Below are 19,442 nucleotides of genomic sequence, written 5' to 3'. Positions count from 1 at the left end.
GGCCTTTTGTCGATGACCCTGCCAGTCCCGCCCGATCGCGCCCCGCGTATCGCCGATCGCGCTCCGCGTATCGCCGATCGCGCTCCGCGTATCCCCGATCGCGACACGCGCATTGACGGGTTCCGTGCGCTCGCACTCCTGACCATCTATATCGACCACGTGCCGGGCACCGTCTTCGAAACGCTGACCTACAAGAATTTCGGATTCTCGGACGCGGCGGAAGCCTTCGTGCTGATTTCCGGCATGTCGGTCGCACTCGCATATGGCACCAAGTTCCAGCCGGGCGGCCGGCTGCTGGCGATGTTGAAGATGTGGCGCCGGGCCGGCGTGCTTTACAGCGCCCACATCGTCACCACCATGGTTGTGATGGCGTTGTTCTGCGCCGCGGCGGTGTTCGGCCGGCGGCCGGAACTGCTCAAGCTGATCAACATCGAGCCGCTGATGAAGAACACGCCGGAGGTCATGATCGGCATTGTCACGCTCGGCCACCAGCTTGGCTACAACAACATCCTGCCGGTCTATGCGGCGCTGCTGTTGATGGCGCCGCTCTTCCTGCTCTTCGTCAGCTACCGGCCGCTGCCGGCGCTGGTCTTTTCCGGCGCGCTGTGGCTCGTCGCCGGCCTCTGGCAGATCGCGCCGCCGAACTATCCCGAGCCCGGCTTCTGGTTCCTCAACCCGCTGTCCTGGGAATTCCTGTTCAACATCGGCCTTGCCGGCATGCTGCATGTCAGGCGCGGCGGCACAATTCCCGTCAATCGTTGGCTGGTGGGCGCCGCGGCGACCTATGTCGCGGCAGCGGCGGTCTGGGTGCACAGCCCGCTCTGGGGCGAGATAACGTGGTTTAACCTGCCCGTGGTGATCGGCGGCTTCGACAAGACGTTCCTGTCGCTGCCGCGGCTCCTGCACATATTGGCGGTGAGCTATCTGATCGTCGCCCTGCCGGCTTTCTCGAACCTGTTCCGTCTCAGCCCGGACCATCCGCTTGCCCTGCTCGGCAAGCGCTCCTTGCCGGTGTTCCTCGCCGGCACGCTGATCGCCATGGCGGCGCAGGTGATGAAGCTGATCAATCCGGGCGGCTTTGCCTATGACGTCTTGCTGATTTCGGCCGGCATCGCCATGCAATTCGCGCTCGCCTTCTATCTTGAGTGGCTGTCCGGCATCGGCTTGGGCAAAAAGCCGGTTCGCAAAGAAGCGCCAGCCGTTCACCAGACCTTCGGCATGCCCGCGATGCCAAGGCTAAGCCGATGATCCCACATCAGCCGCCTAGCTAGCAGGCGAGGGGCCGGACGACCCCCGCACCACAAGATCGACCGGCAGCAATTGCCGGTGCTGCGAGCCGTCATTTTCGAGGATCGCCTTGACGGCCAGCCGGCCCATCTCGGCGATCGGCTGGGCGACAGTGGTTAGTGGCGGCTCGGAGTCGGCGCCTTCCGGCACGCCGTCGAAGCCGACGATTGACACATCACCCGGCACGGCAATGTTACGCTCGCGCAGCCAGTCGAGCGCATGCAGCGCGATCTTGTCCGACATGGCCAGGATTGCCGTCGGCGTCTGCGGCAGCGCGAAAATATGATCGAGGCCGGCCCGAACGCTCGCCTCGTCATTGAGGGTTTCGTAGATTGGCACTTGCGAGACGTCGATGCCGAAGCGGGAGAGCTCGCCGAAATAGCCACGCAGACGGTCGCGTGTGCCCGAGTAGAGGGATGTCGTCTCGACTTGCTCCTGCGTGACGGGACCAAAGCCAGCGTCGGCAGATTCCAGGGCGAGTACGGCAAAGCTGCGATGGCCGAACTCGGCCAGATGGCGCGCCGCCAGACCCGCGCCGGCGACGTTGTCGACGCCGATCGCAGCGACCGCCTCATTTTCCGAATCGAGATCAAGCGCCACGAAAGGCAGTTTGCGTTCGCGCGCCAGTTCGACCAGCCGCGACCCACCCTCGATGCAGAACACGATGAAGCCGTCGACCAGGGCGCTCTGGATGTTCCAGGCGAGCTGCTCGCTGTTGGCGGCCGAGACCAGCGAAATTCCGGCGCCGGTGGCGTCGCAGGCCTGCGAAATGCTGGCCATCATGACGCGGGCAAAGGGATCGTCGAAGAAATAGGACAATGGTTCCGCCGTTGCCACGCCGATGGCGTTGACCTTGCCGGCGCGCAGCAGCCGGCCCTTGGGATCCGGGCCGGCATAGCCCATCGCTTCCGCCGCCGCCTTGACCCGCTCGCGGACCTCTTCGCGCACGATTTCCGGGCGAGCGAACACGTTGGACGCGGTACCGTGCGAGACCCCGGCCGCCTTGGCGATGTCGGCAAGCCGCACTGGTCTCGTCTTGCCGGAGGTCAATGCCGTCATTTTCGTCTCCTGAACCGGAGCCTGTTTAGCACTTTCGTTGGATCGGTTCAAATTTTCCCTTGATCGGACGGCGGAGAGGGTCTATATTTGAATCGATCCAAGGGATTCACCAAGTATAACTTGGATCGATTCAAGAGGAGGGTGCCATGCATCCCGTGAATTATCTGTTCGAAGACATCTACGGCAATGATTGGGGCATAGTCTCCGACGCCGCCACCCGCAGGCGCCGCGACAAGGTCGGGCCGTGGAGGCGTGACCTGCAATACCTTGTGAAACGCAAGCGCAGCTGATCGGCCCCGGCATTTTCGTGCCAGCTGATTGGATCGATTCAAGTTCTTAAAGAGGAGACGAACATGCATCCCGTGAAGCATCTGTTCGAAGACATTTATCGCAATTACTGGGGTATCTCGCCTGCCACGGAGCAGCCGGAAAGGCGGCGGCCGACCAAGTCTGCCAAGCGCAACCGCGACCTGCTGCCGCAAAACCGGCAGGATTAAGCCTCGTGTGATATCTGATGGGACAGGGTTCTTGGCTCGTCAGGACCGTTGCCGCACGAGCGCCGAGGCCGCGATCACCAGCCAGCCCGCGATGAGCAAGGTGCCGCCGATCGGCGCCGACATCGGGAACAGCCGCGATCCCACGAAATCCCGTGCCAGCAGATCGCCGCAGAACAGAACAAGCCCGACGAGCAGCACCAGGCTGCCGATCCGCAAGATCCGGTTTGCGCCGGCGAGGCCGACGGCCAAAAACACCGGCGCATGCATGAGCAGGAAGGATGCGGCCGTGCCGACGAAGGCGCCGCCGAGATGCGCTGATGCCGCCGACAGCGCCACGCCCGCCGCGCCGGCAATGCCGCCGGCGAAAACGAGGATGCGCGCGCTGTTTGCTGGTGCTGACTCGGCGATGCTCATGTCTCGGGCTCCGTGATTGACGATAGGCGGCGCGACCTGTCTGTCAGGATTTTTCCGATATCGCCAGCATGTCGCGCGTGCGGCGCGCCTGGGCCAGCCAATTATACGCGGCACCGCCCGCCATCAGCAACGACGTGCCGAGAAACACCGCGCGCATGCCGAAATGGCCGCCGACGAAGCCGCCCAGCAGCGGCCCCGCAACCTGGCCGACATATTGCGCCGAGATTGCCAGGCCCAGCACATTGCCGCCGACCCCATCGGGAACATTGTGGCGGATGACGCTGGTGATGCAGGGCAACAGCCCGCCCAGCACCAGACCCATAAGGAACCGCAGCCCGACCAACTGCCAGCTCTCGGTGACGAAGGCCTGCGGTATCAACAGCAGCGCCGAGACGGCCAGCGATGCGACGATGACGTTCCAGTGGCCGATGCGGTCGGCGAGCTTACCCAGCCGTGACGCCGACAGGATGGCGCCCAGCGCCGCCGCCGACATGACGACACCGGAGACCAGCGTCACCCGGCTTGCGTCCGCGACCAGTTGCTGGACGTAGACGGTGATGATCGGCTCGATCGACATGTTGGCGAAGGTGAACAGCATGCCGGTTGCCAGCATCGCCACGACAGGGCGTTTGTCGGGGATCTGCGCCCAACCGCCCTTTGGTTTCTCCTTGGGTTGTGCCTGCATTGGCGGGCGAGGCATCTCCTTGATCAGGAACGTCGTCGCCAGCGCCGCCAGGAAAATGACGCCGCCCGCGATGAGGAAGGTGGCGCGAATACCGATCAATGGCGGCAGCGCGCCGCCAAGCAACGGGCCGACCAGGGAGCCTGCGGTGATGCCGGCCGACAGCACGCCAAGCGCCCAGCCGGAGCGCTCCTTCGGCGTCTGCATGGCGACAAGGATCGTCGAGCCTGAGGAATAACCGCCGGCAAAGCCGATCAACAGGCGCAAAAGCACCAATTGCCAGACGGTCTGCACCATGCCGGTCAGCGACATGCAGATCGCCATGCCGAAACTGGCACGCACCAGCATCACCTTGCGGCCATAACGGTCACCCAGCCGTCCCCACAGTGGCGCGACAAGGGCGGCGGCAAGGAAGGTGGCGCCGAAAGCGATGCCGGACCATTGCACGATCGCCGCGTGGCCCACGGCGCCCAGCTGTTCGACATAGAGCGGCAGGAACGGCAGCAGCAACGTCATCGCCACAAGCGTGCTGAACGATCCGGCAAAGCACACGAACAGGTTGCGCCGCCAATGAATGTTGTAGGTGGAAGGCGCTTCGGCGGCCCGCGCTGCACTGTCCTGCGGCATGTCCTGTCCTGTCCGCTTGCTGCGAATACCATTTTGGGATACCAAGTTGGTACCCTCATGGACGCAAAGCCCGGCTGCTGTCAATCAGGCGCTCTCAATGTGATCGGCAAGACCAACGGGCAAGGCCGATCGCCAGCAATGGAAGCAACTATGTCGCAGATGCACATCGTCGAAAAAGCGCTTCGCGAGATGATCCTTGGCCTCGAGGTCGGTCCTGGCGAGCGGCTGACGGAGCGCTGGATCGAGAGCCGCTTCGGCGCCTCGCGCACGCCGGTCAGGGCAGCCCTGCTGCGGCTGGAGACGGAAGGGCTGATCTGCCGCGACGGGCGCGGTTGGACCGTGTCGCCGATCAACCTTGCCGAACTGGAACAGATCGCGGTGTACCGCGAAGCCGTCGAGGTCGCGGCGGTCAGGCTGACTTCGGCGCTGGCCGACAGGAGCGCAGCCGATGTCATCAAGGCGATGCTGGACTCCTGCGACACTGCCACGCCGCGCGAGGAATGGCACCGCGTCGGCATGGATTTCCATATCGAACTGGCGCGGCTCTCCGGCAACGAGTTCCTGTTTCGGGCCGTGCGCGATGCCATGACGCGCCTGTCGCGGGCGCGCTGGCTGGAGGTGCGCGACGAGGCGGCCCTTGGCCGCGCCTGGAGCGAGCATCACGCCATTCTGGCGGCGGTGCGGGCCGGCGATGCCGATGCGGCGGCGGCGCGACTTTCGGCCCATATCGCCGGCAGCCGCGACCGCCTGGTGACGTCGTTGCACAATGACCGGCGCGGCCTGCGCGCCAGGGGTTTTGCCGTCGTCGCCGCTTGATACTGGTCACGAAAACGAAAGAACGCCGTCGCGATCCGCTTTCGGCCTCGCTTCGCGGACGCCGATGGCGTAAGAGGCGGCCATGGAAAACAACCGATTTGAAACACCCGTGACCGTTAAGTCGGGCACGGAGGGAAGCACTCAGCTCTTGCGTACGGTGCGCGAGGCTTCCGATTACCTGCTCAACAGCTGGCCCGGCAAGCGCAGCCCCAAGCACCGCGAAGCTCTGCAGGCCTGCCATGACGCGCTGGCCGGCGACAAGCCGGCGATGATTGCAAGACGCGCCTTCATCGCCGCCGCGCGCGAGGTCAACGTCTTCGTCAGCGACAAGGCCCCGGCCTGATCACATCGGCCTGATCAGACCGGCATTTTGCCAGGATCCGGCCCGTTTCGCGGGCCGGTGATCCTGTCTTGCCTATTTTTCTGTCTCGGTGTCGGTTTTCGAACTTGCCTCGTTCTCAGGCTCGGCGCGCTCCTTGGCCGCGACCTTGGCGGCGAGCTTCTCCGCCTTCTTGGCGGCCTTCTGCCGGTCGCGCTCTTTGCGTTCCTGACCGTAATTCGGTGGTCGAGCCATATCGTTTCCTTTCGCTGTGCCTGATCCTGCCTAGAAGCATTGGCCGGCAAACACAACAGCGCCGCGAGGGCAGATGCCAGCGGTTCTGGACTTGCGTGATGGCGAACACAATGGTTTAGAAAAGGCTGCGGGACAGTTGCTGGAGCCGCCGCCGACCGATTTCGAATCAAAACGACCGATGGCCACGCTTCAAAGAAACGCACAGAAGCTGATCTACTATGCGCGCAACGCCATGCGCGACATCGCGCCGCCGGTTCTTTTCCGGCGCCGGCTCGGCCGGCTGCTCGATCAGGCCAGGCTTTCCGACGCATCGGTCCGCCAGCGGCTCAATTACTACAACACGCTGCGGGAGCCTTTTAGCCCCAGCCCCGAGGCCGTGCCGGTCAGCCGGCTGCCGTCGGACCGCAGCATGTACTATTACGATCTGAAGGAGTTCACCCGTTATTTCGACCCAGATCTGCGCATCGACCTGGAATTCGGCGACGTCATCGAAGTGCCGAAGATGCCGTCGATCGTCAAGGACCGGCCGATAGCGGGCGACAACGGCAACGGCGTCCTGTTCAAGCTGAACAAGTTCCGTCATTTCTACATGCCGGCCGACGATGTCGCCTTCGCCGACAAGCATCCGCTCGTCGTTTGGCGCGGCGAACTCAACAATCCGATCCGCACCTTGTTGCTGGATGCAGCCCGCAATCTGCCGTTCTGCGATGTCGGCACGCCGAGGGCGACAGCACCTGCGGAATACCGCAAGCCCTATCTCAGCATCGATCAGCAGCGCCGCTACCGCTACATCATCTCGCTCGAAGGCAATGATGTCGCGACCAATCTGAAATGGATCATGAGCTCGAACTCGCTCTGCCTGATGCCGCCGCCGACTTACGAGACCTGGTTCGCCGAGGGGCAGCTCGAGCCCGATGTCCATTATGTGCCGCTGGCGCCCGACTTCAGCGATCTGGCCGAGCGGGTGCATCATCTCGAGCAGCATCCGGCCGAGGCCCAGCGCATCGTTGCGGCGGCCAACGCCTATTGCCGCAAATTCGCCGACGAGCGGGCCGAGCAGGCGATCTGCCTGCTCGTGCTCTACAAATATTTCGTGCTCAGCGGCCAGATCGAGCCCGATCCGCAGGTCTGGCGGTTTATCGCGGGCTAGCGGCTTCCGGCGCCCTTAAGTCAGATGACGCTGCGGTCCATAACCAGATCGGCCGGGCCGAAGCGGTCCTTCGCCGTAAACTGCTGGTGCCAGTAGGGATAGAGCACCGGCGGCCGGCTGACGGCATCGAGACGCTGGCGTTCATCAAAGGACAGCGTCAGGCTTGCCGCGGCGAGATTGTCTTTCAACTGGGCCTCGTTGCGTGCGCCGATCACCAGCGAACTGACGGCCGGCCGGCCAAGCAGCCAAGCCAGCGCCACCTGGGCCGCCGAGACGCCGCGAGTGGCGCCGATGTCGACCAGCACGTCGACGATCCGCCACAGCCGGCCCTCGTCGCGGATCGGCGGTTCCGACCAGCCGCCGATCTGGCGCGCCGTCGGACTGTCGCGGCGGTATTTGCCCGACAGCAGGCCGCCGGCGAGCGGGCTCCACACCAGCACGCCAAGGCCCTGGTCGACCGAGATCGGCAAGAGCTCATACTCGGCCTCGCGTGCTTCCAGCGTGTAGTGGATCTGCTGGGTGACGAAACGCGGCTGGTGCTGGCTGTCGCTGATGCCGAGCGCCTTCATGACCTGCCAGCCGGAATAGTTGGAGCAGCCGACATAGCGGATCTTGCCCTGGGCAACCAGCGTGTCGAGCGCGGCGATGGTTTCCTCGAGCGGCGTCGCGCCATCCCATTCGTGCAGGAAATAGATGTCGATGACATCTGTCCTGAGGCGCTTCAGGCTCTTCTCGCATTCGCGGATCAGATGATGGCGCGACAGGCCTTCGTCATTGGGGCCCTTGCCGATCCGCATGCGCGCCTTGGAGGCGATCAGCACGTCGTTCTTGCGCTTGCCGCCGAGCGCCTCGCCGATGATCTCTTCCGACAATCCGTTCGAATAGACATTGGCGGTGTCGATGAGATTGATGCCGGCATCGATGCAAGTGTCGATGATGCGCGAGGCCTCCGCGAGATCGGAATTGCCGACGGCAGCGAACGGCCCGCTGCCGCCGAAGGTCATGGTTCCCAAGGTCAGCGCCGAAACTTTCAAGCCGGAACGGCCAAGCGTGCGGTATTCCATGTCAGATCCTCGTAGTTTTGGTGGGGAGGCGGTTTTAGCAGGAAAGGGCGGGGAAGCCCGAACGGGTCCGCCATTTGTAGGACAATTTGAGCGGCTTGTCGCCATCCCAGGGCGATGGATCGGCAATGCTCGCTGGTTTGCAGTGATCACCGGCTGGCCGGCGGCTTGCAATAAAACCGTCATTGGCGGCCTATATCGAGTCGGCTCAGGGTTTTATGTCAGCCGGCAAGCGGAGCAGTGGAAATGACTGAGTTAAAGCAGAATTCTCCGGCCAGGGATTGGCTGGAAGCCGAACTCGCCGACACGCTCGATGAGGACTATGAGCTGGAAATGTCGGAGCCGGCGCTGTCGCTGGAGATCGCCAAGATCTACAAGAGCGCGCATCCGCCGTCGATCGATCGCATGCAGTATTTCCGCGACCTGATCGGCTTGCAGTCGGAACTGATCAAGCTGCAGTCCTGGGTCGCCTACCACAAAAAGAAGCTGGTGGTGGTTTTCGAAGGCCGCGATTCCGCCGGCAAGGGCGGCGTCATAAAGCGCATCACCCAGCGCCTCAACCCGCGCATCTGCCGCGTCGTTGCGCTGCCGGCGCCGACCGAGCGCGAAAAATCGCAGTGGTATTTCCAGCGCTACGTGCCGCATCTGCCGGCCGGCGGCGAGATCGTGCTGTTCGACCGCTCCTGGTACAACCGCTCCGGCGTCGAGCGGGTGATGGGCTTTGCCGAACCCGATCAGGTCGAAGAGTTCTTCCGCGATGTGCCGGAGTTCGAGCGCATGCTGGTCCGCTCCGGCGTCACCCTGGTCAAATACTGGTTCTCGATCACCGACGAGGAACAGCAGATGCGCTTCATGATGCGCATCCACGATCCGATGAAGCAGTGGAAGCTGTCGCCGATGGACCTGCAGTCGCGCGTGCGCTGGGAGCAGTACACCAAGGCCAAGGAAGAGACGTTCGCCCGCACCAACATCCCAGAGGCACCGTGGTACATCGTCGAAGGCAACGACAAGAAGCGGGGGCGGCTGAACTGCATCGACCATCTCCTCAAACAGCTGCCCTATGAGGACGTGCCGCACGAAGAAATCACGCTGCCCGAGCGGGTGTTCAACCCGGAGTACGAGCGCCAGGTCCTGCCGCGCGAGCTTTACGTGCCGGAGAAGTATTGAGCACTTTTCCTTCTCCCCGTTTCACGGGGAGAAGGTGCCTGAAGGGCGGATGAGGGGCAGCGCCGGCATCGACGAATTCACAGCCGTCGGACGCTGCTAACCTCCAAAAGCAGCGCTGCCCCTCATTGCCTGCCGGGCATTTCTCCCCGCAAAACGGGGAGAAAGAAGCCTGCGCCTGTTACTTCGCCACTATACCCGCTTGATCGTCACATGCGTGGCGAGCGCCGTGGCCACCTGCTCGGTGCACTGGTAACCCAGCTTCAGCATATCCAGCCCGGCAAACAGGCTCTCGCCCCTCCCGAGCAACACCGGCGACACCGCCAGATGCAACTCGTCGATGAGCTTCTCTTGCAGATATTGCCGGATGGTGGAAACGCCGCCGCCGACGCGGACATCCTTGCCGCCGGCCGCGGCCTTTGCTTGTTCGAGCGCGGCGTGGATGCCGCCGGCAACGAAGTGGAAAACGGTGCCGCCTTCCATCACAATGGGGTCGCGCTTGTAGTGGGTCAGCACGAAGGTCGGCACGTGATAGGGCGGGTTGTCGCCCCACCAGCCTTTCCAGCTCTCGTCTGGCCATTCGCCGCGGATTGGGCCGAACATGTTGCGGCCGAGGATCCAGGCCCCGACATTGTCGAAGCTGCGGACAGTGAACCGGTCGTCCACATCGGTGGTGCCGCCATCCTTGCCGACCATCTCATGGAAGGTGCGGGTGCCGGTCATCCATTTGTGCAGATATTCGCTACCAACGCCGAGCGGATTTTGCAGGTCCTGGTCAGGACCGGCGCCGAAACCGTCGAGCGACAAGGTGAAGGCATTGACGCGAAGTTTGGACATGGAGACTCCCTTTCGGTGACCAGTTGTGATTTGCAATCAGTATTCAAACTGATTGCATTTTGAAACTAGTATTTTTAGAGGCAAGCCGATCTGTGGAATGCGCAGGGACCTCAAGCCGCCACGCGCTTCGGCATCACCGCAAACGGGCTGAGCCCAAGCCAGATCTGCATCTTGCCGGCGACGTCGAGATCGCCGGTCAGGCTGATCTTGTCGCGTTCCTTGTGAACTGTCGTCAGCCCCATCCAGATCGAGGTCATGGTGCACAGATCGGTCGAGACGTAGAGATCGACGTCGAAGCCCGGATCGTACCAGCAAAGATCGACCTCGCCCTGCTTTTCGACGATCAGCCACCACGATCGTTTTGACGCCGGCAGGTCATGGTACAGGAATTGTATCACAGTGAGCCCGTCCGGCAGCGGACTGGGGTTCAGATTGCGCCGCATGTCCCACATCAGCAGCGACGGATCGAGGTTTTTGAGCGACAGCCTGGCCTCGACCCATTTCTGGCCCCAAAACCCCATCGCCTCGACAACCGGGCGCAAATCCCGGCCCGCCTCGGTCAGCCGGTATTCGAACACGCCCTTCTCGGTCGCGATCTCGGTCCGCTCGACGATGCCTCCCGCTTCGAGATCCCTAAGCCGTTGCGACAGAAGGGTTGGCGACATTTTCGGCACGCCGCGGCGCAAATCGTTGAAGCGGGTCGATCCCGCCACCAGTTCGCGCAGCAGCACCATGGTCCAGCGTGTGCAGAGCAGCTCGGCGGCCATGGAGAGCGGGCAGAATTGCTTGTAACCGGCTTGTGTCATGTGGTGAGCTCCAAAAGATGTTGCCGGACCTTATTCAGAAAACCTGAGTTCAGCCAGTACAGAAGCTGTACTGGCACCCCCGGTACAGTTCTGTGACTGGAGCGGTCCGGCGCCGCCATGCGAGGCAGCGGTCACGTCACCGGGCAGTCCGGTGCCGATCCATGAGGAGTTGGACAATGACCGCTTACGTGATCGCAGACATCAAGGTGAAGGACGACAAATGGGTGCCGGCCTATGCCGCTTCGGTGCATGACCTCGTCCACAAGCATGGCGGCAAGTATCTCGCCCGCAGCGGCAATGTGAAGACGCTGGAGGGCAAGCCGCTCGACACCAGCCTGATCGCCATCATGGCGTTTCCGTCGGCAAAGGCAGCCGAAGCCTTCACCAACGATCCGCAATACGCTCCGTTTGTGGCGGAGCGCCGGAAGGGCAGCGACAGCCGCTTCCAACTGATCGACGATACCGATCTCGCTGGAACGATCCCTTATTTGCCGAAGGCGTGAGGAAAAGCCGGAACCCGGTGTATCAGGGTTCCGGCTAACCCTTCAGCATTTGCGCCACTTCGGGCGCGAAGCAGGTGGACGGGTACTCTCACGCGATTTAGTCTTGAACTCGAAAGTCGGTAAACTGAGCAGGCGCGCACGTGACCATTATTTCACTCATTGCAAAACTGTTTGCCAACCGGAACCGCCCGCAGAATAGGCCAGCTCAAGTCCCAGAGCGGGTTTTCCGCAAAGAGGCGAAATTCAAGAAACATGGAAAATTCTTCCAGATCGGACCGACATATCGCGGCGGGTCCCATTGTCTTCAGCTGGAAAACGCCCAAGCTTTGGTGCCGCCACCCCGCATACTGCTCGGGCCGACGGAGTTTGCGGGATACGGCTTTCCTGAGTACCCGGAGACGCCCAGGCTACGGCCTGAAGCGACAGCCTATGGCAGGCCACCAAAAGACTTAGAAGATTTTCATTGTTACTGGCTTGTATCCGAGCGCCTGAAGGAAGTTCTGCAGTCAGTCGACCCCGATGGGGTCGTGTTTAACGACTGCGACGTATTCTATTTGAGCGGAAAGCCGATCGAACCAAAGCACTACCTTTGCGACATCGTTCGCAAGATTGATGCCGTTGATCTCGAATCGTCGAAGTTTAGGCTTTTGATCGGCGAGAATGGAGGCGTCCACTACGACCGCGCCGGAGGCGCGTGCTTCTATTTCAAGGAGGAGATTGTTGGCGATGCGCATATCTTCAAACAGAAGAACATGGGCATCGTCATTTGCACCGCCAAATTGAGAGAAGCCTGTGTCGAAGCAGGCATCAAGAAGCCCGACTTGTTCCAAGACATGTCGGTTTGCGGGCGTGGTCGGCTGGACTTCGAAACAAGAAATGTCAAAGAGAGTTATGTGCTGGAGTGAATTTATCCCTTCAGCATTTGCGCCACTTCCGGAGCGAAGTAAGTCAGGATGCCGTCGCAGCCGGCGCGCTTGAAGGCGAGCAGGCTCTCCAGCATTGCCTTTTCGCCGTCGATCCAGCCATTGGCGGCCGCCGCCTTGATCATCGAATATTCGCCTGACACCTGGTAGGCGAAGGTCGGCATCTGGAACTCGTCCTTCAGCCGGCGGATGATGTCGAGATAGGGCAGGCCGGGCTTGACCATCAGCATGTCGGCGCCCTCGGCGATATCCTGCTCGGCCTCGCGCACCGCTTCGTCGGAATTGGCGTGGTCGAGATAGTAGGTCTTCTTGTCGCCCTTGAGCAGGCCGGCGGTGCCGACCGCCTCGCGGTAGGGGCCGTAGAAGGCGGAGGCGAATTTCGTCGCATAGGACATGATCGCCACATCCGAAAAACCGTTGGCGTCGAGTGCGTCGCGGATGGCGCCGATGCGGCCGTCCATCATGTCGGACGGCGCGATGATGTCGGCGCCGGCCGCTGCCTGGATGACGGCCGCGGCGGTCACCTGTTCCACTGTCTCGTCATTGACGATGATGCCGTCGCGCAAGATGCCGTCATGGCCGTGCGAGGTGAACGGATCGAGCGCGGCATCGGTGATGATGCCGATCTCGGGCACTGCGTCCTTGATGGCGCGGGTGGCGCGGTTGATGATGTTTTCCGGGTCGAGGATGTGCGATCCCGTCTGGTCGCGCAGGCTGAGTTCAACATTGGGGAAGGTGGCGATCGCCGGAATGCCGAGCTTAGCGGCCCGCTCGGCCTCCTTGACGGCGAGGTCCAGCGACAGGCGGAAGACGCCGGGCATGGCGGCGATCGGCTCGCGCGTGTTCTTGCCGTCGATCACGAAGATCGGCCAGATCAGATCGTTCACCGTAAGCCGGTTTTCCTGCACCAGGCGGCGCGACCAGTCGGCCTTGCGCATGCGCCGCAAGCGGCGGCTGCCGGTGATCTCGTCGACGCTGCGTGCGCCGAGCTTTGCCGGCGCGAATTTGTTGCTCGTCGCGGGGGTGAATTTGTTCATCGCAAAAACTCCGGGTCGAGGCGGCTTTTACCACGAGGCCTTGCCGCTGACCAATGCGACACGATTGTGCCAGCCGATGACGCGGTGCTTACGGCTTTGGCGGCCACGCCAGTTCTGGGCCGGTTTTGAAGAACGACACATTGTTGGTGAAGGTGCTCTCCGGGGCGAGCCGGATCAGGCGCCCGTCCGGATGGCCGATGTCGGCGACATTGTCGATGAACCAGCGGTTCCAGGTCGCCTCCGGGCCGAGATATTTGTGCAGCAGCCGTTTGAAGCGGTTCGGCGCCATCGGCTCGATGGTGGCGGAGCCGCGCAGGCCGAGATGCAGCAGGATGCCGGCCTCATTGTCGAAATGGACGATCTCCACGGCGCAGCGCGGGTCACGTTCGAGGTGTTTGACAGCACTTGCCCCGGTCGAGCCGAGCAGCCAGATTGCAGCGTCCTCCCAGATGAACCACATCGGCGCGTTGCGCGGCGCGCCGTCAGGCGTCACGGTCGCCAGATTTGCCATCAGCGGGCGGCTGAGAACATCATCCGGGTCGAACTTTTTCGCATCTCCCAGCCATGGCTCGGCGCTGCGGTTTCAAGCGTCATGCGTTTGTCCCTGCATCAGAAGAAAGGCTGTTTCGCCCGGCAATTCTGCGCGCTTTTCTGCGGGGGGCAAAGCACGGTTGCGTTCCCTTGCGAAAATCCAAACCGCGCCCGCCGGTTGACGCACCCATGCGCCACCTTTAGCACTTCAGTCCCGCAGGCGCGGGGAGGGATTCTCTGACGATGGATTTTGGCGGCGGCGACGAGATCCGCTTCGAACGGTTGGGCAAGGCGGGCGTCGTCACGCTGACGCGGCCGCAGGCGCTCAATGCGCTGACACATCGCATGATCAAGGCGCTGGACAAGGCGCTCGACGCTTTTGAGCGCGATACCGGCGTCGATGTCGTCATCGTCAAGGCCGAGGGCAGGGCGTTTTGCGCCGGCGGCGACATCATGCACGTCTACGAGGCCCGCGCCGGAAAGCCGCCGGTCGAGTTCTTCGCCGACGAATACCGGCTCAACGCCCGCATCAACAGTTACAAAAAGCCCTATGTCGCGCTGATCGACGGGATCGTTATGGGCGGCGGCGTCGGCATCTCTTTCCACGGTTCGCAGCGTGTGCTGACCGAGAACGCCCAGTTCGCCATGCCCGAAGTCGGCATCGGTTTCTTCCCCGATGTCGGCGGCAGCCATCTTCTGCCCGACCTTGGCGGCAGCTTCGGCATGTATCTGGCGCTGACCGGCAACCGCATTCGCTATGGCGATGCGCTGTGGTCTGGCCTGGCCACCCACACCATCAAGGCCGCCGACCAGGCTGCCTTTCTCGATCGGCTCTGCGCCAATGGCGATCCGGAATCGGTGCTGCGCGGCTTTTTCGTGCCGGCCAGGCGGGAGACCGGCCAGCCGGTGCTGGAAGCCATTGCCCGGCATTTTTCCCAACCCTCGCTCGCCGAAATCCTCGAGAGCCTGGAGCGGGCGGCAGGCGCCGACGAGTTTGCCGCCAAGACGCTGGCCACCATCCGCACCCGCTCGCCGACCAGCCTCAATGTCGCGTGGCGCCAGATCAGCGCCGGGCTGACGCTGTCGATGGAAGCCTGCATGAAGATGGAGTTCCGCATCCTCAACCGCATGCTGGCCGGGCACGACTTCTATGAAGGCATCCGCGCCGTCCTCGTCGACAAGGGTTCGACGCCGCAATGGCGGCCGGCAAGCCTGGCCGAGGTTGACGCTGCTTCGGTGGACGCCTATTTCGCGCCGCTCGAACGGGAGCTCGAACTGTGAGCGAGGTCACGTCGCGGCGTATCGTGCTGCAGCCCTCGGGCGTCGAGATCATCTTCGCCTGGTTCCAGCGCGTCATAGCGGGCTACTGCCTGTTGTTCGGCATCCTGTACTGGATCCGGCTGATCGGCTTTTATCCCGGCCCGCTGTGGCGCTTCGACCTGATGCCGGTGCACTGGCAGGTCGTGGCGGTGATGCTGGCCGTGTTCTTCCCCTTCGCCGCCGCCGGCCTGTGGATGCTGGCGTCGTGGGGCCCGGTGATCTGGTTCATCTGTGCTGTCACCGAGACCATCATGTATGCCGGCTTCCCCGATCTGTACGGCCACCGGCCGCTGATCGTCTTCTCGCATGCCGCGGTCGCGCTGCTCTACATCGCCTTCCGCATCGTCATCTGGATGCGCAAGCGCCCCGCGCGCGCCTGAAACGCCGCCCCGCAGCCATTGGCTAAATCTTTAGGTTAATTATCCTTGCTCGGGTGACCGTTCGTTAAGCGTCTTGCGAAACCTATTACCGGTAAGCTCTTGTTAGCCCTAGCGTTTAAGTCGAATTTTATGAGTATTCGATAGTGTCGCAATCAAGGTGAAAAACAAAAAATCACCAGGGCGACAAACGAGAGGCAAAGACAATGATCAATTCGCGTCCGGCGGCGAAGACCGCCAACGTATCCGACGATCGCCGCGAGGCTATCCGTTCGCTTTACATGGAATCGCTGCAGCTGGTGGAGCGTCTGCATCGCCGTCTGCTTGACGTGATCAAGGACGAGTTCGACCGCAACGGCCGTTCCGACATCAATGCCATCCAGGCGCTGCTTCTGTTCAACATCGGCAACTCCGAGCTGACCGCCGGCGAGCTGCGCTCGCGTGGCTACTATCTCGGCTCGAACGTCTCCTACAATCTGAAGAAGCTGGTCGATCTCGGCTTCATCAACCACCAGCGCTCGCGCATCGACCGCCGTTCGGTCCGCGTCTCGCTGACGCCGAAGGGCAATGAAGTGGCCGAAGTCGTCGCCGGTCTCTATGAGCGCCATGTCGGCTCGATCGAACAGGTCGGCGGCATCAACAGCGAAGAGTTCAAGCAGATGAACCGCGCGCTGCAGCGCCTCGACCGCTTCTGGAACGACACCATCGCCTACCGGATGTAATCAGCGGGCCATTGAATAGCAGCTGCGCCGGAAGAAGCGCGGCCGGAGGAAAGTCTCAGCCAACAGGCCGGTGCCGAAAAGCACCGGCCTTTTCTTTTTCGAGCCGCCTGCGCTTCCAATTCGGCGCAAAGCCACGTTGCCGCCATATTCGCGGTGGAAGCGAGGGGTGTGGGTATGCGGCGGCGAAAGCTGTTCGCGCGCCTGTAAGGTCGCATCGCGGTCCGCTTTTGACGGCCAGGTGACGCAGGTCATGGTTGGCTAATTGTTAACAGTGCCAACTTTAGAGTGCGGGCGATATCGCCCAACATCGAGCACGTAGCCGAACGCTGCAACAGCCAAACGCTACAAGCCAAACACGACAAGAATGTCTGGAACGTCCATGAGAACCAGCCGCCGCTTTTTCCTTTCCGGAGCTTCCGCGCTCGCCGTTGCCATGGTTGCCAATGCCGCCAGCGCGCAGGATGTGATCGACGATATCCTGAAGTCTTCGAACCGTGGCAATTGGGACGACCAGTTCGATGCCCGCGCCTCGGAAGGCGGCAAGGTCGCCTCGACGCTGCCGATCTTCAGCCTGCAGACGGTCGCCTTCACCGAACAGGCGGTGGCGCAGTATCAGAACATCGTCGCCCAGGGCGGCTGGGGCGAGGTGCCGGCGACCAAGAAGCTGCAGCTTGGCGTCGACGATCCGGACGTGGTGCCGCTGCGCAAGCGGCTGATGATTTCGGGCGACCTGGCGCAGAGCGCCGGCATTTCGACGTCGTTCGATTCCTACGTCGACGCCGCGGTCAAGCGCTTCCAGGCGCGCCATGGCCTGCCGGCCGACGGCGCCATGGGCAAATACACTTATGCGGCGATGAACGTTTCGGCGCAGATCCGCCTCGGTCAGCTGCAGACCAACCTGGAGCGCCTGCGCGAAAAGGCCGGCACGCTGGGCAGCCGTTATGTGCTGGTCGATATCCCGGCGGCACAGATCGAGGCGGTCGAGAACGATCGCGTCGTGCTGCGCCACACCGCAATCGTCGGCAAGATCGACCGCCAGACCCCGGTGGTCAATTCCAAGATCAACGAGATCATCGTCAATCCTTACTGGAACGCGCCGGTCTCGATCGTGCGCAAGGACATCATTCCGCTGATGCGGAAGAACCCCGACTATCTCAAGGACAGCCACATCCGGCTGTTTGCGCCTGATGGCAGCGAAGTCGATCCGATGACTGTCGACTGGTCGACGGATGATGCCGCAAAATACCGCTTCCGCCAGGATCCGGGTTCCGGCAACGCCATGGCCTCGGTGAAGATCAACTTCCCCAGCCCCGACGGCGTCTACATGCACGATACGCCGCAGCAAAGCCTGTTCGGCAAGATGATGCGCTTCGATTCCTCGGGCTGCGTGCGTGTCCAGAACGTGCGCGACCTCGTCACATGGGTCCTGCGCGACACACCCGGCTGGGACCGCCAGCATTTCGAGGCGACCATCAAGACCGGCGAGAACACGCCGGTGCAGGTCGTCAACCCGGTTCCGGTCCACTTCCTCTATGTGTCGGCCTGGTCGACGGGTCCGGGCGTCGTGCAGTTCCGCGACGACGTCTACGCGCTCGATGGCGCCAGCGAACTGCAGATCACCTCTTCGCTCTAAGCGGCTGATCTCCTTCAGGAAAGGCCACCGCAAGGTGGCCTTTTCCGTTCGACATCCCAACAGAAGAAGACTGGTGGCCGCCAGCCATGCAGGCCATGAACACTGCCGGACGTTGCGCCGCAGGCCCATCTGGACGGACTAACGGCAATTGCGCATGGTCCTCAAAACAGCCGGAATCGCGCCATGCAGGTCGCAATCTTCATCCTCGCCGTGCTGGTCTTCGTCGCTCTTTCCGGCGCACTGGTGCGGTTGGTTCGGGTGCCGCTGCCGGTGCTGCAGATTGCCATCGGCGCCGCGCTCGCCTGGCCGGTGAAAGGCATCCATGTCGAGATCGACCCCGAACTCTTCCTGCTGGTGTTCATCCCGCCGCTTTTGTTCGGCGATGCCTATGGAGCGCCCAAACGCGAGCTGATCGCGCTGCGCGGACCGATCCTCGATCTGGCCATCGGGCTGGTCTTCTTTACCATTGTCGGCTTCGGTTATGCCTTGCACTGGTTGGTGCCGAGCATCCCGCTGGTCGTCGCCTTCGCGCTCGCTGCCGTGCTGTCCCCGACCGACGCCGTGGCGGTGTCCTCGATCGTCGACAGAAGCCTGGTGCCGGCGCGGCTGATGCATATTCTGGAAGGCGAGGCGCTGCTCAACGACGCCTCGGGCCTGGTCATGTTCCGCTTCGCCGTCGCCGCCGCCGTGACCGGCAGCTTTTCCTTCGCCGATGCATCGCTGAGCTTCTTTTATGCCGTCGCCATCGGCATCCTGGCCGGCATCGCCGCGTTGTTCATCGCCGCCAGGCTCCTGCAGCTTCTGAATCGCATCGGCGGCGTTCCGGCCGAGGCGCAGGTTCTGGTCATGGTCCTGCTGCCCTTCATTGCCTATCTCGTCGCCGAACATCTGCATGCCTCAGGCATTCTGGCGGCGGTCACCGCCGGGCTTTTGACCGGCGGCTCCGGCGTCTTCCGCTTCCTCGGCGTCTCGGCGCGCATGCAGACGATCTCGCTGTGGACAACCTTGTCCTTCGTCTACAATGGCGCGCTGTTCATCGTGCTCGGCATGCAGCTTCCCGAAATCATTCGCCGCGTGCCGCCCGAACTGACTGGCCATTACCCGATCATCCAGCCGGTCGCGACGGTGATTGCGCTGACGCTGTGCCTGATCGCGCTGCGCTTCCTCTGGATCTGGGTCGGCGACATCGCGGCAGGCCTCAAGGCAAAATGGGGAAAGCGCAAGGCCGAGCCGTTCGGGATGCGTGTGCGGCTTGCCGGCTCGGTGGCGGGCGTGCGCGGCGCGATCACGCTGGCCGGCATCCTGTCGCTCCCGCTCGCCATGCCGGACGGCTCGCCTTTTCCCGCGCGCGACCTGGTGATCTTCCTCGCCGCCGGCGTCATCATCTGTTCGCTCGCCATCGCCAGCGTGGCGCTGCCGAAG

At 62.6% G+C, this 19,442-nt stretch carries 24 protein-coding genes; 14 read left to right on the top strand and 10 right to left on the bottom strand.

The window, feature by feature from the left end; genetic code table 11:
- The first annotated feature begins 12 nt into the window (after window positions 1-12).
- Complete coding sequence (gene opgC, locus X726_RS141125; protein WP_023673017.1) at window positions 13-1,248, top strand: OpgC domain-containing protein; 1,236 nt, start codon at window positions 13-15, stop codon at window positions 1,246-1,248.
- A 15-nt stretch (window positions 1,249-1,263) separates the two neighbouring features.
- On the opposite strand, the gene X726_RS141130 is transcribed toward opgC, so the two are convergent.
- Window positions 1,264-2,346: a substrate-binding domain-containing protein gene (locus X726_RS141130; protein WP_023682412.1), complete on the bottom strand. Its 1,083-nt coding sequence runs from the start codon at window positions 2,344-2,346 to the stop codon at window positions 1,264-1,266.
- Window positions 2,347-2,492: 146 nt separating this feature from the next.
- Between X726_RS141130 and X726_RS1000000171325 the strand changes: the two genes are divergently transcribed.
- A complete protein-coding gene (locus X726_RS1000000171325; protein ID WP_023673015.1) occupies window positions 2,493-2,636 on the top strand; it encodes a hypothetical protein in 144 nt (47 codons plus the stop codon).
- Between the two features lie 63 nt (window positions 2,637-2,699).
- Entirely contained in the window at window positions 2,700-2,843 is a 144-nt protein-coding gene (locus X726_RS1000000171320) for a hypothetical protein (protein ID WP_023673014.1), read from the top strand.
- 39 nt (window positions 2,844-2,882) lie between these two features.
- Here the strand turns inward: X726_RS1000000171320 and X726_RS141135 are convergent, their stop codons facing one another.
- Both X726_RS141135 and X726_RS141140 read right to left on the bottom strand, forming a co-directional pair.
- Window positions 2,883-3,257 carry a DUF423 domain-containing protein gene (locus tag X726_RS141135; RefSeq protein WP_023673013.1) on the bottom strand — a complete coding sequence of 125 codons (375 nt, stop codon included), beginning with the start codon at window positions 3,255-3,257 and terminating at the stop codon, window positions 2,883-2,885.
- 43 nt (window positions 3,258-3,300) lie between these two features.
- On the bottom strand, window positions 3,301-4,566 hold the full coding sequence (locus X726_RS141140; protein ID WP_023673012.1) for a multidrug efflux MFS transporter: 1,266 nt from the start codon (window positions 4,564-4,566) through the stop codon (window positions 3,301-3,303).
- 150 nt (window positions 4,567-4,716) lie between these two features.
- On the opposite strand from X726_RS141140, the gene X726_RS141145 reads away from it, so the two are divergent.
- Complete coding sequence (locus tag X726_RS141145) at window positions 4,717-5,382, top strand: GntR family transcriptional regulator (RefSeq protein ID WP_023673011.1); 666 nt, start codon at window positions 4,717-4,719, stop codon at window positions 5,380-5,382.
- A gap of 109 nt (window positions 5,383-5,491) precedes the next feature.
- A complete protein-coding gene (locus X726_RS0136515; RefSeq protein ID WP_245259900.1) occupies window positions 5,492-5,725 on the top strand; it encodes a DUF982 domain-containing protein in 234 nt (77 codons plus the stop codon).
- Between the two features lie 72 nt (window positions 5,726-5,797).
- On the opposite strand, the gene X726_RS1000000169855 is transcribed toward X726_RS0136515, so the two are convergent.
- Window positions 5,798-5,956, bottom strand: a complete 159-nt coding sequence (locus X726_RS1000000169855) for a hypothetical protein (RefSeq protein WP_023673009.1) — start codon at window positions 5,954-5,956, stop codon at window positions 5,798-5,800.
- 178 nt (window positions 5,957-6,134) lie between these two features.
- On the opposite strand from X726_RS1000000169855, the gene X726_RS141150 reads away from it, so the two are divergent.
- Window positions 6,135-7,106, top strand: a complete 972-nt coding sequence (locus tag X726_RS141150; RefSeq protein WP_023700560.1) for a glycosyl transferase family 90 — start codon at window positions 6,135-6,137, stop codon at window positions 7,104-7,106.
- Between the two features lie 20 nt (window positions 7,107-7,126).
- Here the strand turns inward: X726_RS141150 and X726_RS141155 are convergent, their stop codons facing one another.
- Entirely contained in the window at window positions 7,127-8,170 is a 1,044-nt protein-coding gene (locus X726_RS141155; RefSeq protein ID WP_023673007.1) for an aldo/keto reductase, read from the bottom strand.
- Between the two features lie 243 nt (window positions 8,171-8,413).
- Here X726_RS141155 and ppk2 point away from each other — a divergent pair, with 243 nt between their 5' ends.
- A complete protein-coding gene (gene ppk2 / locus X726_RS141160; RefSeq protein WP_023673006.1) occupies window positions 8,414-9,334 on the top strand; it encodes a polyphosphate kinase 2 in 921 nt (306 codons plus the stop codon).
- Between the two features lie 189 nt (window positions 9,335-9,523).
- Here ppk2 and X726_RS141165 read toward each other — a convergent pair whose 3' ends face one another.
- Together X726_RS141165 and X726_RS141170 are read right to left on the bottom strand one after the other, a co-directional pair.
- Entirely contained in the window at window positions 9,524-10,168 is a 645-nt protein-coding gene (locus X726_RS141165) for a dihydrofolate reductase family protein (protein WP_023673005.1), read from the bottom strand.
- A gap of 110 nt (window positions 10,169-10,278) precedes the next feature.
- Complete coding sequence (locus X726_RS141170) at window positions 10,279-10,974, bottom strand: helix-turn-helix domain-containing protein (RefSeq protein ID WP_023673004.1); 696 nt, start codon at window positions 10,972-10,974, stop codon at window positions 10,279-10,281.
- Window positions 10,975-11,150: 176 nt separating this feature from the next.
- On the opposite strand from X726_RS141170, the gene X726_RS141175 reads away from it, so the two are divergent.
- Window positions 11,151-11,477 (top strand): DUF1330 domain-containing protein, encoded by a 327-nt coding sequence (locus X726_RS141175; protein ID WP_023673003.1) that lies wholly within the window; start codon window positions 11,151-11,153, stop codon window positions 11,475-11,477.
- 140 nt (window positions 11,478-11,617) lie between these two features.
- Entirely contained in the window at window positions 11,618-12,382 is a 765-nt protein-coding gene (locus X726_RS1000000169850; protein ID WP_084630933.1) for a DUF1629 domain-containing protein, read from the top strand.
- Between the two features lie 2 nt (window positions 12,383-12,384).
- On the opposite strand, the gene hemB is transcribed toward X726_RS1000000169850, so the two are convergent.
- Both hemB and X726_RS141185 read right to left on the bottom strand, forming a co-directional pair.
- Window positions 12,385-13,437, bottom strand: coding sequence for a porphobilinogen synthase (hemB, locus tag X726_RS141180; protein WP_023673001.1), 1,053 nt, complete (start codon window positions 13,435-13,437; stop codon window positions 12,385-12,387).
- An 88-nt stretch (window positions 13,438-13,525) separates the two neighbouring features.
- On the bottom strand, window positions 13,526-13,948 hold the full coding sequence (locus tag X726_RS141185) for a pyridoxamine 5'-phosphate oxidase family protein (protein WP_023673000.1): 423 nt from the start codon (window positions 13,946-13,948) through the stop codon (window positions 13,526-13,528).
- A gap of 263 nt (window positions 13,949-14,211) precedes the next feature.
- Between X726_RS141185 and X726_RS141190 the strand changes: the two genes are divergently transcribed.
- The 3 genes from X726_RS141190 (at window position 14,212) to X726_RS141200 (ending at window position 16,387) form a co-directional block, all read left to right on the top strand.
- On the top strand, window positions 14,212-15,249 hold the full coding sequence (locus X726_RS141190) for an enoyl-CoA hydratase/isomerase family protein (RefSeq protein WP_023672999.1): 1,038 nt from the start codon (window positions 14,212-14,214) through the stop codon (window positions 15,247-15,249).
- The gene (locus X726_RS141195) at window positions 15,246-15,668 is read left to right on the top strand and encodes a DUF6163 family protein (protein WP_023672998.1); all 423 of its coding nucleotides are present in this window, start codon (window positions 15,246-15,248) and stop codon (window positions 15,666-15,668) included. Before X726_RS141190 ends, X726_RS141195 begins: the two co-directional genes overlap by 4 nt.
- A 203-nt stretch (window positions 15,669-15,871) precedes the next feature.
- Window positions 15,872-16,387, top strand: coding sequence for a winged helix DNA-binding protein (locus X726_RS141200; RefSeq protein ID WP_023672997.1), 516 nt, complete (start codon window positions 15,872-15,874; stop codon window positions 16,385-16,387).
- On the opposite strand, the gene X726_RS141205 is transcribed toward X726_RS141200, so the two are convergent.
- Complete coding sequence (locus X726_RS141205) at window positions 16,388-16,639, bottom strand: hypothetical protein (RefSeq protein ID WP_023672996.1); 252 nt, start codon at window positions 16,637-16,639, stop codon at window positions 16,388-16,390.
- Between the two features lie 127 nt (window positions 16,640-16,766).
- Between X726_RS141205 and X726_RS141210 the strand changes: the two genes are divergently transcribed.
- Together X726_RS141210 and X726_RS141215 are read left to right on the top strand one after the other, a co-directional pair.
- Complete coding sequence (locus X726_RS141210; RefSeq protein WP_023672995.1) at window positions 16,767-18,020, top strand: L,D-transpeptidase family protein; 1,254 nt, start codon at window positions 16,767-16,769, stop codon at window positions 18,018-18,020.
- A gap of 183 nt (window positions 18,021-18,203) precedes the next feature.
- On the top strand, window positions 18,204-19,442 hold a 1,239-nt coding region (locus X726_RS141215; RefSeq protein ID WP_023672994.1), incomplete at its 3' end, for a Na+/H+ antiporter.

Origin of the sequence: Mesorhizobium sp. LSJC285A00 (assembly GCF_000503155.1) — a bacterium.
Taxonomy (GTDB): domain Bacteria; phylum Pseudomonadota; class Alphaproteobacteria; order Rhizobiales; family Rhizobiaceae; genus Mesorhizobium.
Note: the sequence above shows the minus strand (reverse complement) of the source record. Positions and strands in the feature narration are given on the sequence as shown.

Coding starts and splice junctions, on each gene's coding strand:
- X726_RS141145 (WP_023673011.1), top strand. CDS start 4,717: ATGTCGCAGATGCACATCGTCGAAAAAGCGCTTCGCGAGATGATCCTT.
- X726_RS141205 (WP_023672996.1), bottom strand. CDS start 16,639: ATGACCTGCGTCACCTGGCCGTCAAAAGCGGACCGCGATGCGACCTTA.
- X726_RS141155 (WP_023673007.1), bottom strand. CDS start 8,170: ATGGAATACCGCACGCTTGGCCGTTCCGGCTTGAAAGTTTCGGCGCTG.
- X726_RS141140 (WP_023673012.1), bottom strand. CDS start 4,566: ATGCCGCAGGACAGTGCAGCGCGGGCCGCCGAAGCGCCTTCCACCTAC.
- X726_RS141165 (WP_023673005.1), bottom strand. CDS start 10,168: ATGTCCAAACTTCGCGTCAATGCCTTCACCTTGTCGCTCGACGGTTTC.
- hemB (WP_023673001.1), bottom strand. CDS start 13,437: ATGAACAAATTCACCCCCGCGACGAGCAACAAATTCGCGCCGGCAAAG.
- X726_RS1000000171320 (WP_023673014.1), top strand. CDS start 2,700: ATGCATCCCGTGAAGCATCTGTTCGAAGACATTTATCGCAATTACTGG.
- opgC (WP_023673017.1), top strand. CDS start 13: ATGACCCTGCCAGTCCCGCCCGATCGCGCCCCGCGTATCGCCGATCGC.
- X726_RS141200 (WP_023672997.1), top strand. CDS start 15,872: ATGATCAATTCGCGTCCGGCGGCGAAGACCGCCAACGTATCCGACGAT.
- X726_RS1000000171325 (WP_023673015.1), top strand. CDS start 2,493: ATGCATCCCGTGAATTATCTGTTCGAAGACATCTACGGCAATGATTGG.
- X726_RS141150 (WP_023700560.1), top strand. CDS start 6,135: ATGGCCACGCTTCAAAGAAACGCACAGAAGCTGATCTACTATGCGCGC.
- ppk2 (WP_023673006.1), top strand. CDS start 8,414: ATGACTGAGTTAAAGCAGAATTCTCCGGCCAGGGATTGGCTGGAAGCC.
- X726_RS141175 (WP_023673003.1), top strand. CDS start 11,151: ATGACCGCTTACGTGATCGCAGACATCAAGGTGAAGGACGACAAATGG.
- X726_RS1000000169855 (WP_023673009.1), bottom strand. CDS start 5,956: ATGGCTCGACCACCGAATTACGGTCAGGAACGCAAAGAGCGCGACCGG.
- X726_RS141170 (WP_023673004.1), bottom strand. CDS start 10,974: ATGACACAAGCCGGTTACAAGCAATTCTGCCCGCTCTCCATGGCCGCC.
- X726_RS141190 (WP_023672999.1), top strand. CDS start 14,212: ATGGATTTTGGCGGCGGCGACGAGATCCGCTTCGAACGGTTGGGCAAG.
- X726_RS141210 (WP_023672995.1), top strand. CDS start 16,767: ATGAGAACCAGCCGCCGCTTTTTCCTTTCCGGAGCTTCCGCGCTCGCC.
- X726_RS141185 (WP_023673000.1), bottom strand. CDS start 13,948: ATGGCAAATCTGGCGACCGTGACGCCTGACGGCGCGCCGCGCAACGCG.
- X726_RS141135 (WP_023673013.1), bottom strand. CDS start 3,257: ATGAGCATCGCCGAGTCAGCACCAGCAAACAGCGCGCGCATCCTCGTT.
- X726_RS141130 (WP_023682412.1), bottom strand. CDS start 2,346: ATGACGGCATTGACCTCCGGCAAGACGAGACCAGTGCGGCTTGCCGAC.